The 13,579-nt window shown below is 63.9% G+C and carries 14 protein-coding genes; 3 read left to right on the top strand and 11 right to left on the bottom strand.

Annotated features, from left to right (window positions below):
• The first annotated feature begins 52 nt into the window (after nt 1-52).
• Genes ACQK2M_RS21585 through hisG form a run of 3 tightly spaced genes read left to right on the top strand, consistent with a single transcriptional unit; the run spans nt 53 to nt 2,219 of the window.
• Nucleotides 53-415 carry an endonuclease domain-containing protein gene (locus ACQK2M_RS21585; RefSeq protein WP_425419508.1) on the top strand — a complete coding sequence of 121 codons (363 nt, stop codon included), beginning with the start codon at nt 53-55 and terminating at the stop codon, nt 413-415.
• Entirely contained in the window at nt 412-1,530 is a 1,119-nt protein-coding gene (locus ACQK2M_RS21590) for an ATP phosphoribosyltransferase regulatory subunit (protein ID WP_425419509.1), read from the top strand. Before ACQK2M_RS21585 ends, ACQK2M_RS21590 begins: the two co-directional genes overlap by 4 nt.
• Nucleotides 1,527-2,219 (top strand): ATP phosphoribosyltransferase, encoded by a 693-nt coding sequence (hisG, locus tag ACQK2M_RS21595; RefSeq protein ID WP_425419510.1) that lies wholly within the window; start codon nt 1,527-1,529, stop codon nt 2,217-2,219. The genes ACQK2M_RS21590 and hisG overlap by 4 nt, the downstream gene beginning before the upstream one ends.
• 144 nt (nt 2,220-2,363) lie before the next feature.
• Here hisG and ACQK2M_RS21600 read toward each other — a convergent pair whose 3' ends face one another.
• From ACQK2M_RS21600 to ACQK2M_RS21650, 11 genes are all read right to left on the bottom strand, one after another.
• Nucleotides 2,364-2,888, bottom strand: a complete 525-nt coding sequence (locus ACQK2M_RS21600; RefSeq protein WP_425419511.1) for a DUF4405 domain-containing protein — start codon at nt 2,886-2,888, stop codon at nt 2,364-2,366.
• A 175-nt stretch (nt 2,889-3,063) separates the two neighbouring features.
• Nucleotides 3,064-3,468, bottom strand: coding sequence for a DoxX family protein (locus ACQK2M_RS21605; protein WP_425419512.1), 405 nt, complete (start codon nt 3,466-3,468; stop codon nt 3,064-3,066).
• Nucleotides 3,469-3,584: 116 nt separating this feature from the next.
• Entirely contained in the window at nt 3,585-4,970 is a 1,386-nt protein-coding gene (gene fumC / locus ACQK2M_RS21610) for a class II fumarate hydratase (RefSeq protein WP_425419513.1), read from the bottom strand.
• A gap of 160 nt (nt 4,971-5,130) precedes the next feature.
• Nucleotides 5,131-5,565 carry a universal stress protein gene (locus ACQK2M_RS21615; protein WP_425419514.1) on the bottom strand — a complete coding sequence of 145 codons (435 nt, stop codon included), beginning with the start codon at nt 5,563-5,565 and terminating at the stop codon, nt 5,131-5,133.
• Nucleotides 5,566-5,656: 91 nt separating this feature from the next.
• Nucleotides 5,657-6,640, bottom strand: a complete 984-nt coding sequence (locus ACQK2M_RS21620; RefSeq protein ID WP_425419515.1) for an aldo/keto reductase — start codon at nt 6,638-6,640, stop codon at nt 5,657-5,659.
• Between the two features lie 165 nt (nt 6,641-6,805).
• Nucleotides 6,806-8,149: a glycolate oxidase subunit GlcF gene (gene glcF / locus ACQK2M_RS21625; protein WP_425419516.1), complete on the bottom strand. Its 1,344-nt coding sequence runs from the start codon at nt 8,147-8,149 to the stop codon at nt 6,806-6,808.
• A gap of 23 nt (nt 8,150-8,172) precedes the next feature.
• Nucleotides 8,173-8,556 carry a DUF4870 family protein gene (locus tag ACQK2M_RS21630; RefSeq protein ID WP_223476285.1) on the bottom strand — a complete coding sequence of 128 codons (384 nt, stop codon included), beginning with the start codon at nt 8,554-8,556 and terminating at the stop codon, nt 8,173-8,175.
• A gap of 21 nt (nt 8,557-8,577) precedes the next feature.
• On the bottom strand, nt 8,578-9,801 hold the full coding sequence (glcE, locus tag ACQK2M_RS21635) for a glycolate oxidase subunit GlcE (RefSeq protein WP_425419517.1): 1,224 nt from the start codon (nt 9,799-9,801) through the stop codon (nt 8,578-8,580).
• A 2-nt stretch (nt 9,802-9,803) separates the two neighbouring features.
• Nucleotides 9,804-11,246: an FAD-linked oxidase C-terminal domain-containing protein gene (locus tag ACQK2M_RS21640; protein WP_425419518.1), complete on the bottom strand. Its 1,443-nt coding sequence runs from the start codon at nt 11,244-11,246 to the stop codon at nt 9,804-9,806.
• Nucleotides 11,247-11,393: 147 nt separating this feature from the next.
• Nucleotides 11,394-12,869, bottom strand: a complete 1,476-nt coding sequence (locus ACQK2M_RS21645) for a TRAP transporter large permease (RefSeq protein ID WP_223476287.1) — start codon at nt 12,867-12,869, stop codon at nt 11,394-11,396.
• A complete protein-coding gene (locus ACQK2M_RS21650; protein ID WP_425419519.1) occupies nt 12,869-13,432 on the bottom strand; it encodes a TRAP transporter small permease subunit in 564 nt (187 codons plus the stop codon). Before ACQK2M_RS21650 ends, ACQK2M_RS21645 begins: the two co-directional genes overlap by 1 nt.
• Between the last annotated feature and the right edge of the window lie 147 nt (nt 13,433-13,579).

Genomic DNA, 13,579 nt, shown 5'->3' on the forward strand with positions numbered 1-13,579 from the left:
CGCCAGCGACCTCCCTCCCCCTTGAGGGGAGGGATGAAGGGTGGGGGTAGCGATGCCGAGCAAAGTAACGCCGGCAGCCATCAGGCGGTCCCGTCAGATGCGAAGAAACCTGACCGGGGGTGAAGCGAAGCTGTGGTCCGAGCTGAAGCAATTCAGACGCCTATACGGACTTCACGTCCGGCGGCAGGTTCCAATCGGACCGTATTTCGCCGACTTCGCGATCCAATCGCGAAAACTCATCATCGAACTCGACGGCGAACATCACTACCAGCCGGGAGGACTGGAAAGAGACATGAAGCGCGATGCCTGGCTTTCGGAATTGGGCTATCGGACCCTCCGGATCACCACCGGCGAGCTTTCGGAGAACCTCGACGGTTGCATTGAAACGATTCTTCGTGAATTGGGACTGGCATGAATGCCCTGAGATCATTTTCGGCGCGCGCCGACATCGAGACGATCCTCGCCGGACTGGGCGCGGAGCGGCTTGATGTGCCGGTGCTGCATCCCGCCGACCCGTTCCTCGATACGGCCGGCGAGGAATTGCGCCGCCGTATCTTCATGTCCGAAAGCGAAACCGGCGAGGCGCTGTGCCTGCGGCCGGAATTCACCATACCCGTCTGCCTGCACCATCTCGGCGCGGGCACTGACGGGCATCGCCGCTACGGCTATGTCGGCACGGTGTTCCGGCAGCGCCGGGCCGGCGGCAACGAATTCCTGCAGGCAGGCATCGAGGATATCGGCGACGCTAACGGACCGGCGGCGGATGCGCGCTCGCTGGCCGATGCGCTTTCATTCCTCGACGCGCTGGACGCTGCGGAGGGTACCGTCACGACGCTCGGCGACCAGGCGGTCTTCAACGCAGTGGTCACCGGTCTCGGCCTGCCCCAGGGCTGGGCGCTGCGCCTCAGCCACGCCTTCGGCGACCGGGCGACGCTGGACGCGGCGCTGGACGCGCTCGCGGTGCCGCCGCCCCTGCCCGATCTTCCCGCCGACATTCTGGAACCCGCCGAAGCGCGCGACCGCGCGGCACTCGTCAACGCATTGTCCATGCGATTGCGCATCGCCGGACTGGAAAACGCCGGCGGGCGCGATGCTGACGACATCGCCGACCGCCTGCTCGCCCGTTTCGACGCCGCCGAGATCGCGCCTGACGCGGGCGCACTGGCGACATTGCGCAAGTTCCTCGACATTCATGCATCGCTCGACAAGGCGGCCAATGCGCTGCGGGCGTTCGCTTCAGGCAATTCGCTCGACATGGACGACGCCATCGCCGGCTTTGCCGCGCGCGAGGCGGCTATTTCGGCGGCGGGAGTCGATACCGCCAAGGTCACCTATGACGCCGCCTTCGGCCGCGCGCTCGATTACTACACGGCGCTCGTCTACGAGATCGCGACACCGGCCGGCCTCGTGCTGGTCGGCGGCGGACGCTACGACCGGCTGCTGACGATGCTCGGCGCGAAAGAGACGGTGCCCGGCGTCGGTTTTTCCGTCTGGCTCGACCGTATCGGTTCTTCGGGAGGCAAGTCGTGAGCGCAACCGTCACCATCGCCATTCCCTCGAAAGGCCGTCTCAAGGAAGAGGCGCTGAAGCGCATGGATGCGGCCGGCTACGCCGTCGAACCGCCCAGGGACGCGCGCACCTACCGCGCCGCCGTCGCGAGCCATCCGCATGTCGAAGTGGCCTTCCTGTCCGCCTCGGAAATCGCACGCGAACTCGGCAAGGGATCGATCGATCTCGGCGTCACCGGAGAGGATCTCGTGCGCGAGGGCCTGCCGGACAGCGAGAACCGCGTAACCCGCCTCGCGCAGCTGGGCTTCGGCCATGCAGACGTGGTCGTCGCGGTGCCGGAGGCGTGGTTCGATGTCGATACCATGGCCGATCTCGGCCTCGTCGCCGCCGATTTCCGCCATCGTCACGAACGCAGGCTGCGCATCGCGACGAAATACTGGCGGCTGACGCAGCAGCATTTCTCCCAGACCCACGGCATCCAGCTCTACAGGATCATCGAAAGCCTCGGCGCGACAGAAGGTGCGCCGGCGGCCGGGCAGGCCGATGTCATCGTCGATATCACCTCGACCGGATCGACGCTACGCGCCAACCATCTGAAGGTGCTGAAGGACGGCGTGATCCTGCGGTCGCAGGCCTGCCTCTTCGCGCCGGTATCGGCCGATGGGCCCAATCCCGCCGCGGCGGAACTGGCGGCCGCGCTCGGCGCCTGAAACGCGAAAAAGCCGCGCTGCGGAGGAGCGTGCAGCGCGGCTTTTGAAGGCGGCGGTTCGGGAATGCCGTCCTTAACCGAACCGTTTAGGGGGGGGAATTAACGGTTCCGATCGTTCTTTATACGACTCGTTTCTCCAACCGGATCACTGACTATCACCGGATCTGCCCGATGCGGCGAGAACGCCGGCGATATCGCTGGCGGACTTGCCCGACGCCTCGGCGATGCCATTGAGCGTGTCATCGGTCGAAGCGACGGTATAGCCCCGGGCGCGCAGGTTTTCCGCGAGACCGTTTCCGTCCTGGCCAAACAAGGGCGCGACTGCGCTGATCGGCGCGGTCTGCACCGCCCTGAGCAGGGCGAATTCCGGCCGTCCGCCGCGTCCTTCGGACGTGCCGGTCAGGGATGGCCATGCGAAGGCGATACCGGCGACCAGAGACGCGACGAGCGCGATCGTCATGGCCGGGCGCTTGAAGTAGGTTTTGAACGCGCGCCAGTTCTTCCAGATATGCAAGACGAATGGCGCGATCAGGACCAGCGACAGCCATTCATGCATCGAGTGGAAATAGGCCGAGCCGATATGGAAGAACAACGCGACGCCGGATACGAGCGAGACGACGAACAGACCGGTGGTAAACGGCGTGGCATAACGGGCGAGCAGGGAAGGCATGGCAGTAACCTCTTTGATTCAACGTCCCGAGGTTAGTCCCGGCCCCGACCCGAATCCCGTTACAAATCCGTAATCGTGCGCAGGGCGCATGGCAGCTATTCGGAAACGGAATGCCTGAACGAAAACGCGGGGCCGAAGCCCCGCGTCATGATTGCCTGTGATCGCCGTGCCGGCGTCAGGCGAGTGCCGGACGGGCAGTGCCGAGGCGCGCATCGAGCGACAGCGAACCGGCGCCGGTCTGGCCGAGGGCGAGGAAGCCGCCTGCGATGGCCAGGTTCTTCATGAACGAGATCATCTGCATCTGGTCGGACGGCTGGAAGTGGAAGACGAAACCGGCGAACAGCGTAAAGGCCGCAAGCGCCCAGGCCGTTTCACGGGTGCGGAAGCCGACGAGCAGCGCAAGGCCGGCCACCAGTTCGAAGATCGCCGCCGCCCAGGCGAGCAGCGTCGCGGCCGGAAGGCCGACGGACGAGATGTAACCGGCGGTGCCTTCGATGGCGAAGAACTTGCCCCAGCCGGACAGGATGAAAATGAAAGCGAGCAGAATGCGCGCCGCTAAGAGAAGTACGGAATTGGTCATTGTCTTGTTCCCGATTGATGATGGCCGGGAACATATTCATCCTGTGCGCTGCAACAATCCGGCAGATACGCGACAGATCGTTCATGAATTGAGAACGATTTCCGAATCACCGTTCATCACACCATCTTTTCCGGCCGGACGATGTCGTCGAACTCCGCCTCCGTCACGTGACCGCTGGCCACGGCTTCCTCGCGCAGTGTCGTACCCTTCTTGTGCGCGGCCTTGGCGATCGCGGCGGCATTGTCGTAGCCGATGCTCGGCGCGAGGGCGGTGACCAGCATCAGCGACCGGCTCACGAGATCGCCGATGCGCTCCCGGTCGGCCTCGATCCCGGCGAGGCAGCGGTCGGTAAAGGACATCATCGCATCGGCGAGAATGCGGATCGACTGCAGCACCGCATCCGCGATCACCGGCTTGAAGACATTCAGCTCGAAATGACCCTGGCTGGCGGCGACGTTCACGGTGGTCTGGTTGCCCATGACGCGGGTCGCCACCATGGTCAGCGCCTCCGCCTGGGTCGGATTCACCTTGCCGGGCATGATCGACGAACCAGGTTCGTTCTCGGGCAGGATCAGTTCGCCGAGGCCGGAGCGCGGGCCGGAGCCAAGGAAGCGGATATCGTTCGCGATCTTGAACAGGTCGCCCGCGAGCGCCGACAGGCTGCCATGCAATTGCGCCAATGCGCCGTGGCTCGCCAGCGCCTCGAACTTGTTGCCGGCGGTGCGGAACGGCAGCCCGGTTATGCGCGCGACATTGTCGGCGAAGAGTTCCGCGAAGCCATCGGGCGCATTCAGTCCGGTGCCGACGGCCGTACCGCCCTGGGCGAGGGCATGAACGTCCTCCAGCGCCGTTTCGATGCGCTTCAGCCCCAGTTCCAGCGCCGCGCGATAGCCGGAAAACTCCTGGCCGAGCGTCAGCGGCGTGGCGTCCTGCGTGTGCGTGCGGCCGATCTTGACGATGTCGTCGAACTCCGCCTCCTTGGCCGCGACCGCCTCGATCATGTGGTTCAGGGCCGGGATCAGCCGCCGGGCCGTCTCGACGGCGACGGCAATATGCATCGCGGTCGGGAAGGTGTCGTTGGAGGACTGGCTCTTGTTGACATGGTCGTTGGGGTGAACCGGATCCTTGGAACCGATCGTGCCGCCGAGCAACTCGATGGCGCGGTTGGCGATCACCTCGTTGGCGTTCATGTTCGATTGCGTGCCGGACCCGGTTTGCCAGACGGCGAGCGGGAAATTGTCGTCCAGGCTGCCATTCGCCACCTCGCCCGCCGCATCGACAATGGCAGCGGCGATCTCGCGGTCAAGGGTGCCAAGCCCCAGATTGGCAAGCGCCGCCGCCTGCTTGACGATGCCCAGCGCATGGATCAGCGGCACCGGCATCTTTTCGGTGCCGATCGGAAAGTTGACGAGAGAACGGCCTGTCTGCGCACCCCAGTAGCGGTCGGCCGGCACCTCGACCTCACCCATCGTGTCCGTTTCCTTGCGCATCGCTTCACTCATGGCTTTCTCCTTTGTCCCGATATGGGGCCTGGATGCGCGCGCGCCAACCGGTCGCCGCCGGATGTGTAACCGTCACGCCGCAGGAAAACCCGTTTCGCCGATTTCGCATCGGCCGGTCCGCCGACACGGCGCGACCGAAAAGCCGAGGCGCGAGTAAGCGCTACTTGACCGTCAGGACGGCGCAGGGCGCGAGCTGGGAGACCTTCGTCGTCGTCGAGCCGACCAGCAGCCCGGAAAGCGAACCGAGGCCACGGCGGCCCATGACGATGAGGTCGGACTTGTGCGCCTTGGCTTCCTCGACGATCGCATGGGCCGGATCGCCCGACACGAGCTGGCTGGTGAAGTCGGTGATGCCTGCTTCGCGCACCTCGGATTCGGCCGCGCCGATTACTTCGCGGCCGGATTTCTCTATCTCTTCCTTGGTCGGCGGCACGGGCACGGCGGTATAGCCGACGATCAGCGTATCGCCGATGGCTTGCGGCGTGTGAACGATGTGCAGCTTGGAATTGTATTTCTTCGCGAGATCGCAGGCGATCCGGATCGCCTCGCTCGCGTGATCCGATCCGTCGGTTGCGACAGTGATTTTCTCAAACATGATCTTCTCCAGTTCCGGGGTGCAGACACTCTCACGACGCGCGGGTCGCGACATTGATTTCTGTCATATGCCCGAGCAAGCCCCTCGGGCCTCAGCAATAACGTTCCGGACCGACCGACTGGCCGTCGGAATAGCGATCGCCATAGGCGAAGCCTACCGGCAGCAACCGGTCGATCTCGGCGATTTGCGCATCCGTCAGCACGACATCGGCGGCAGCGGCGTTTTCCGCCAGATGGTCAGGCGTCCGGGTGCCCGGGATGGCGATGACATGGTCGCCCTGGTGCAATACCCATGCATTGGCCATGGTCGCCGGCGACATGCCCTGACTGTTGGCATATTCGTTGAACTTCGAGATGATCGCCTTGTTGAGCGTATAATTCGGCTCGGCGAAACGCGGATTGGAGGTCCGGAAGTCGCTGTCCGGCAGTGCCGGTACGTCCGGCATCCGGTTGGAGAAAACACCCCGCCCTACCGATGAAAAGGAAACGAATGTGGTTCCGAGTTCCGCGCAGGCCTGCAGCAGGCCCAGTTCGGGTAGCCGGGTCCACAGCGAGTATTCGTTCTGGACCGCCATGACCGGGTGCACCGCCGCCGCCCGGCGCAGCGTGTAGGGTGCGATCTCCGAAAGGCCGATGCCGCCGATTTTGCCTTCCTGCTTGAGTTTCACCATCGTCTCCATGACATCCTCGATCGGGATGTCCTGCTGGCGGCGGTGAATATAGAAAAGCTCGACATGCTCGACGCCGAGCCTCTTCAGCGAGCCTTCCAGGGACTCGCGCAGATAGGCTTCGGTGTTATCGAAACGGCGCTCCGGCTTGGTGATAATCCCGGCCTTTGTGGCGATGCTGAACCGGTTCGGATGGTCCTTGATGAACGAGCCGATATAGCTCTCCGAAACGCCGCCGCCATAGAGCGCGGCCGTGTCGAGATGCGTGACGCCGAGATCGATCGCCGCTTCCAGGGTGCGGTGCGCCTCCGCCTCGGAAATCTTGCCATAGGCGCCGGCAAAACTCATACAGCCGAGCCCGATCGCTCCGACCGAAGGTCCGTCTCTGCCGAGTTTGCGCTGCTGCATCGATGCTCTCCGATTGTCATTTACGGGAATATGGCGGCCTTCATCCTATGCCGAAAGCGCGATTGCAACCCGTCATGATCGCGCAGGCGATGGCGACGTTCCTGACGATCTCGCCGGTTTTCGTCGCGACCGACAAATGGCTGCCTGCACTCAGAAGCTGACGCTTTACTCAGCAGCCAGAAGCGCGTCGAGACGGGACGGCCGTGCATCCGGGACACCATCCGGCTTCGGCCCGCCATAGGCCCAATCAAGCAGTTCGACCGTATGGAGGATCGGGATACCGGTGCCCGACCCGATCTGCGTGATGCAGCCGATATTGCCGGTGGCAATGATATCGGGTTTCGTCGCCTCGATATTGCGGACCTTGCGCGCCTTCAACTGATCCGCGATCTCCGGCTGCATGATGTTGTAGGTCCCCGCCGAGCCGCAGCACAGATGGCCTTCCGCCGGATCCCGAACCGAGAACCCCGCCGCCTTGAGAAGATTTTTCGGCGCTGCCGTGATCTTCTGGCCATGCTGCATGGAGCAGGCCGAATGATAGGCCACCGTCAGGTTCGCCCGCACTGCCGGGTCCGGCAGGTCGATGGACGCCAGATATTCGGTAATGTCCTTGGCAAGCGCCGAAACCCGCTTCGCCTTGTCGGCGTAGGCAGCGTCCTCCCGCAGCATCCAGCCATAGTCCTTGATCGTCGTGCCGCACCCCGATGCCGTGACGATAACGGCGTCGAGCCCGCCCGCTTCGATCTCCCGCGTCCAGGCATCGACGTTGCGGCGCGCGTCTTCCAGGGCCCGTTCCTCGCGGCCCATGTGGTGAACCAGCGAGCCGCAGCAGCCTTCGCCTTTCGGCACGACAACCTCGATGCCGAGCCGGGTCAGAAGCCGGATCGTCGCTTCGTTGATGCCCGGTTTGAGAACCGGTTGCGCACACCCTGTCAGGATCGCGACACGGCCGCGTTTTTCGGCGGTCGGCGCATGCGTGCCGGGCTCCGCGAAACGCGACGGCTTTTCGATCGTCTTTGGCGCCAGATCGAGCATCGCACCGAATGCCTTCAGCGGCGCGATCGCCTTGAACAGTCCGGCGAACGGACGCCCGAGACGCGCGGCATGGAGCGAGGCGCGAAAGCGGGCCGGATAGGGCAACACCAGCGCCAGCACATTGCGCGTCAGCCGGTTGAAGAAGGGCCGCTTGTAGGTCTTTTCGATATGCGCGCGGGCATGGTCGACCAGATGCATGTAATGCACGCCCGACGGGCAGGTCGTCATGCACGACAGGCACGACAGGCAGCGGTCGATATGGGTCACGACCTTCTCGTCGGCCGGCCGGTCGTTTTCCAGCATGTCCTTGATCAGGTAGATCCGCCCGCGCGGGCTGTCGAGCTCGTTGCCGAGCGTGACATAGGTCGGACAGGTCGCCGTGCAGAACCCGCAATGCACACATGTGCGCAGGATCTTCTCCGACGCGGCAACGCCGGGGTCCTGCAATTGTTCTGGCGTAAAGCTCGTTTGCATTGCGACCTGTCTTTATCGGTTCGTCAGATCCACCAGGACTGGGGATCGGCGATCGGTTCGTTCTTGTTGAGCGCCATCAGGCCCTTGACGACGCGGATGATGACCCACACCGCCACGGCAAACATCAGGATGAAGCCGATGCCGATGATGAAAAGAAGCGCCGAAACCAGAGACGCGAGAAGCGCGATCCAGAAGGTGCGGATCTGCCACGTGTAGTGGGATTCAACGAATCCGCCTGCCTTGTTGCGATTCAGATAGGCCATGACGATGCCGACGATCGCCGTGATGCCGATCACGAAGCCGACGAGATAGAGAATGTAGATGACCAGCGCGTTCTGCGGGCCGGGCTCAAGCCATCCGTCGGTCTGGCGCGGCGTGATGGGTGGCGGGGTCTGGGGGTCGGTCATGATGCTCTCTCCGGTTTTGGTTCATGCAGCCTTGCGGCCACCATGGAACACCATTCTTCCCGGATTGAAAACGCCTGCCGGATCGAGCGCCGCACGCACCCGTTCCGAGAGCGCGGCAACCGGTGCGGCTTGCGGCTGGAATACCGGCACCGAGCGTCGGACTGCTTCCGGGGCGCGCACCAGCGTCGCATGACCGCCGCCGCATTTCGCCACCGCGGCGCGCACCCGCTCGGCGCTGGCGTTGCTTTCATCGGCCAATTGCAGCCAGACAAGCCCGCCCTGCCAGTCGAAAAAGGCCTCTCCGTCGACATCCCGCAGGACGATCGCCGCGACGTCGTGGCCCGCCATCGGCGCGACCGAAATTCTCCAGAGCGGCGAGACCGATCCGGCAAATGGCGCGACATCGCGAATTTGCGCCCAGAGCGGCCGGGATTGGGCCTCCGGCAATTCATCGGCGTCCGCGCCTCCCGGCAGAGCCGCCCGCAGCCTGTCCAGCCGTGCCGCGACAGAATCGGCGAACCCCTCCAGCCTCAGCAGCGTGGCCGAGCCCGCACCGACGCCCAGCCGCTTCGCGACGGTTTCAGGCGCATGCGCCGCGCCGGACACTTCGGCGCTCGTCTGGAGGGCCGCGGCCATCAGATTCGCGCCGTCGCTGTCGGTTGCGCCATGGATGACCAGCGTCGCCTCGGTCTCCGTGCGTGGCAGCACCTTGAAGGACACTTCCGTCAGCAACCCCAGCGTGCCCCAGCTTCCGGCCATCAGCTTGACGAGATCGAGACCGGTGACATTCTTCATCACCCGGCCGCCATTCCTGATCACCTCGCCCGAGCCGTTGACGAAACGCACGCCAAGCAGCCCGTCGCGCGCCGCACCGGCGGAAATCCGCCGCGGACCCGAGATGTTGGCGGCGGCAACCGCGCCGATGGTCGGCACGCCGTTCGCGCCGGTCAGCCCGCGCCAGTCGCCCGGTTCGAACGCCATCATCTGGCCCGCTTCGGCCAGCGCCGCCTCGATTTCGGCGACCGGCGTCCCGGCTTTCGCCGTCAGCACGAGTTCGGCCGGGTTGTATTCCGTGATTCCGGAGAGCTTCGCCATCGACAGCGTCCGGTCGGCCTCGAAGGGCTGGCCGATGCCGCGTTTCGTGGCACCGCCGGCGATTTCCAGCGTTCCGCCTTTCGCCGCCGTCTCGCGGATGATCTCGGCGGCTTCGTCCTCCGAAGCCGGTGTCAGCACCTCATTGGTCATCATCATACCGCCTTGCGCATCGCGAGATCGAGCGGGAAGACCTTCGACGGATTGAGCATCCAGCCCGGATCGAAGGCGGCGCGCACGCGCATCTGCTGGTTGAGGTCGGTTTCGGAGAACTGGTGCAGCATCAGGTCCCGCTTCTCGATGCCGACGCCGTGTTCCCCCGTCAGGCATCCGCCCGCATCGACGCAGAGCTTGAGGATTTCCATCCCCGCGGCCTCCGCCTTTTCCGCCTCGGCCGGATCGTTGACGTTATAAAGGATCAGCGGGTGCATGTTGCCGTCGCCGGCATGGAACACATTGGCGACTCGCAGGCCGAATTTCTCGATGATATTCGACGTCTCCCGAAGCACGTGGGACAGCTGGCCGAGCGGCACCGTGCCGTCCATGCAGATATAATCGGCGATGCGGCCCGTCGCGCCGAAGGCGGATTTGCGGCCCTTCCAAATCTGGGCGGCTTCGAGCGCGGACTGGCTTTCCTTGACGCGCTTCACATTGTGCCTGCGCGCGATCTCGATGATCCGGGCAAGCATCGCATCCATCTCGTCATCGGACCCTTCGACCTCGACGATCAGCAGCGCCTCGACATCCATCGGATAACCCGCATGGGCGAAGGCTTCGCAGATGTCGATGGCCTCCTTGTCCATGAATTCGATGGCCACCGGAATGATCCCGGCGGCAATGATATCGGCGACGCATGCGCCGGCGACCTCCGAAGAATCAAAGCCGAACAGAACCGGTCGCGCGCCCTCCGGCTTGGCGATCAGGCGCACCACCGCATCGGTGATAATACCGAGCTGCCCTTCCGAGCCGCAGACCAGGCCGAGCAGGTCGTAGCCTTCCGCGTCGAGCGCCTTGCCGCCGAGTTCGACGATCGTGCCGTCATGCAGCACCATCTTCACGCCGAGCAGATTGTTCGTGGTCACCCCGTATTTCAGGCAATGCGCGCCACCGGAATTCATGCCGATATTGCCGGCGATCGTGCAGGCCAGCTGCGAGGACGGGTCCGGCGCGTAGAAGAAGCCGTCGGCGGATACCTCGTCGGAAATGCGCAGATTGGTGACGCCGGCCTGAACACGCGCCGTGCGGTTCTCGAAATCGACTTCCAGAATGCGCGTCATCTTGGACACGCCGACCACCACCGCATCCTCCTGCGGGATGGCACCGCCGGAAAGCGATGTGCCGGCCCCGCGCGGAATGACGGGAACGCCGCGTTCCGAGCAATATTTCATGACGGCGGCTACCTGCTCCGTCGTTTCAGGCAGGACCACGGCGAGCGGCACGCGCCTGTAGGCGGTAAAGGCGTCGGTCTCGAAGGGCACGAGCTCGCGCTCCTCGGTGACCAGACAATCAGCCGGGACCAGGTCGGCAAGGCCGGCACGAATCTCGTCGCGCCGGGCGACGACGTCGGCGCGCGGTTCGAGAAAGCGGATCTGGTTCATGCAGTCCTCCCGACAGTCACTCGGTGCCAAGTGGTAAAAATAACTTACCACTTGGCATTCCGACGCGCAACACGACCGGCGGATGCGAAACCGCCCCTCCGGCAAGAAGCAGTTTCGCCGTCCCGGAAAAGATGCCGGCGCGGTGCGCTAGCCGAAGACCTGCCGCGGCAGCCAGAGCGCCAGTTCCGGGAACAGCACGACGAGCGCGAGCGCCAGTAGCTGGATCAGCACGAAGGGAATGATCCCGAGATAGATCTTCTGGATCTTGATCTCCGGCGGGGCCACCGCCTTCATGTAGAACAGCGCAAACCCGAAAGGCGGCGTCAGGAATGAGGTCTGCAGGTTCACGGCTAGCAGGATCGCGAACCAGTAGGTGACCTCGCTGCGCATGACGTGATCGCCGAAATCGAGTCCGGCGACGACCGGCGCGAAGACCGGCAGCACGATCAGCGTGATCTCGATCCAGTCGAGGAAGAAGCCGAGCACGAAGACGATCGCCATCAGCATGAACAGCAGGCCCCAGGGGCCAAGACCGAGATGCTCGATGAAATTGTCCACCTGCGCCTCGCCGCCCAGCGCGCGGAACATGTAGGAGAACAGCGTCGCGCCGACGAAGATGCCGAACAGCATGGCGTTTGTCAGGCCGGTGCGAACGACGACATCCTTCAGCACGCCCCAGAAATGCGCGAGATCGGCGCCGGACCCCTGCCCCGTCGCGTGGTCGTCGAGATCGGCCTTCGCCTCACCCTCGAAATGGAATTCGGGGATCTTGAGCGCCGGAAGCAGCACGAGATTGATGAAAGCGAGGATCACCGAACCGATGGCGCCGACACCGGCGGCCTCGGTCGGCGTGGCGAAACCGCCGAGAATGGACCCGAGCACGCAGAAGATCAGGAAGACAGGTGGCAGGAAGGACCGCGCGAGCATCAGCACATAGGCGCCCGCCGATCGCGGCCCCAGCTCGGGCGGCAATTTCGGCGCGAGCTGCGGCTTCAGCATCGACACCACGACGATGTAGATCACATACATGAAGGACAGCATGAAGCCCGGGATCACGGCCGCGACGAAGAGATTGCCGACGGACCGCGACAGCAGGTCGGCCATGATCACGAGCATGATCGACGGCGGGATGAGAATGCCGAGCGTGCCCGACGCGGCAATCGTGCCGGTCGACAGCGTCTGCGCGTAGCCGCGCTGGATCATGACCGGCAGGGCCAGCAGGCTCATCATCACGACCGATGCGCCGATGATACCCGTCGTCGCGGCGAGGATTGTGCCCATCAGGGTCACGGCCAGCGCGAGACCGCCGGGAACGCGGCGCAGCAGCACCTGCAGGCAGTTCAGCAGGTCGCGCGCGACGCCTGATTTCTCGAGCATCGTTCCCATGAAGATGAACATGGGAATGGCGGTCAGGATCAGGTTCTCGGCGATCGCGCCGAAAATGCGAGACGGCAAGGCTCCGAACTGCGCGAGATCGAACAGCCAGGGGTCGATCCAGTAGGCGATGAAGCCGAAGCCGAGACCGATGCCGCCGAGAACGAAGGCGACGGGAAAGCCGGAAAACAGGAAGATCGCCAGCGAGGCGAACATCAGTGCCGGCAGGTAGGGACCGAGCCACTCCATCAGCCCTCACTCCCCAGCGTTTCGGCGATCATCTCCTTGGGCAAAACGCCCCGGAACCCGGCAAGCGCCTTGATGAATTGCGATATGGCGGCGAACCCCATCAGGATGAACATCAGGACGAGCGCCGACTTGACGATCCAGATGTTGGACAGGCCGATCGTCGACTTGGACATCTCGTGTTCGAGGAAGGAGGACAGCGCGTATTTGTAGGTGTACCAGGCACCGAGCAGCGAATAGGTGAACAGGAAGATGGTGATACCGACCATCTCGACAAGATATTTCACCTTGATCGGAAAGTTTTCGCGCACGAGGTCGATACGGACATGGGCCTGCCGCGTGTAGGCGTAGCCGATCATCAGCGCGAAGAGGAAAGTATGCAGCCAGTATTCGGATTCCTGCAGCTGCGTCGAGTTCCAGCCGAACGGTTTCGGCACACCGAAATAGCGTGTGACCACGTCGATGCAGACGGCGAAGATCAAAAGGAAGCCGGCCCAGGCGCCGACCTTGCCGAAAAAGGCAAGCATCTTGTCTATGGCCGCGCTGACGCCCAATAGCGATTGCATGAATTGTTTCCTCCCGATGCCGCGACATCCCGGAACAGGTGTTCCGGCCTCCCCGTCGCGGACCTGATCGCCAACGGCCGTTCGTGGCCGCCGGCTGGCGGGAACCGGCGCCGGAAAGGCGCCGATCCCTGTCGTCAGGCGATGCCG

The sequence above is a fragment of the Oricola indica genome (assembly GCF_965227485.1).
Taxonomy (GTDB): Bacteria; Pseudomonadota; Alphaproteobacteria; order Rhizobiales; family Rhizobiaceae; genus Oricola; species Oricola indica.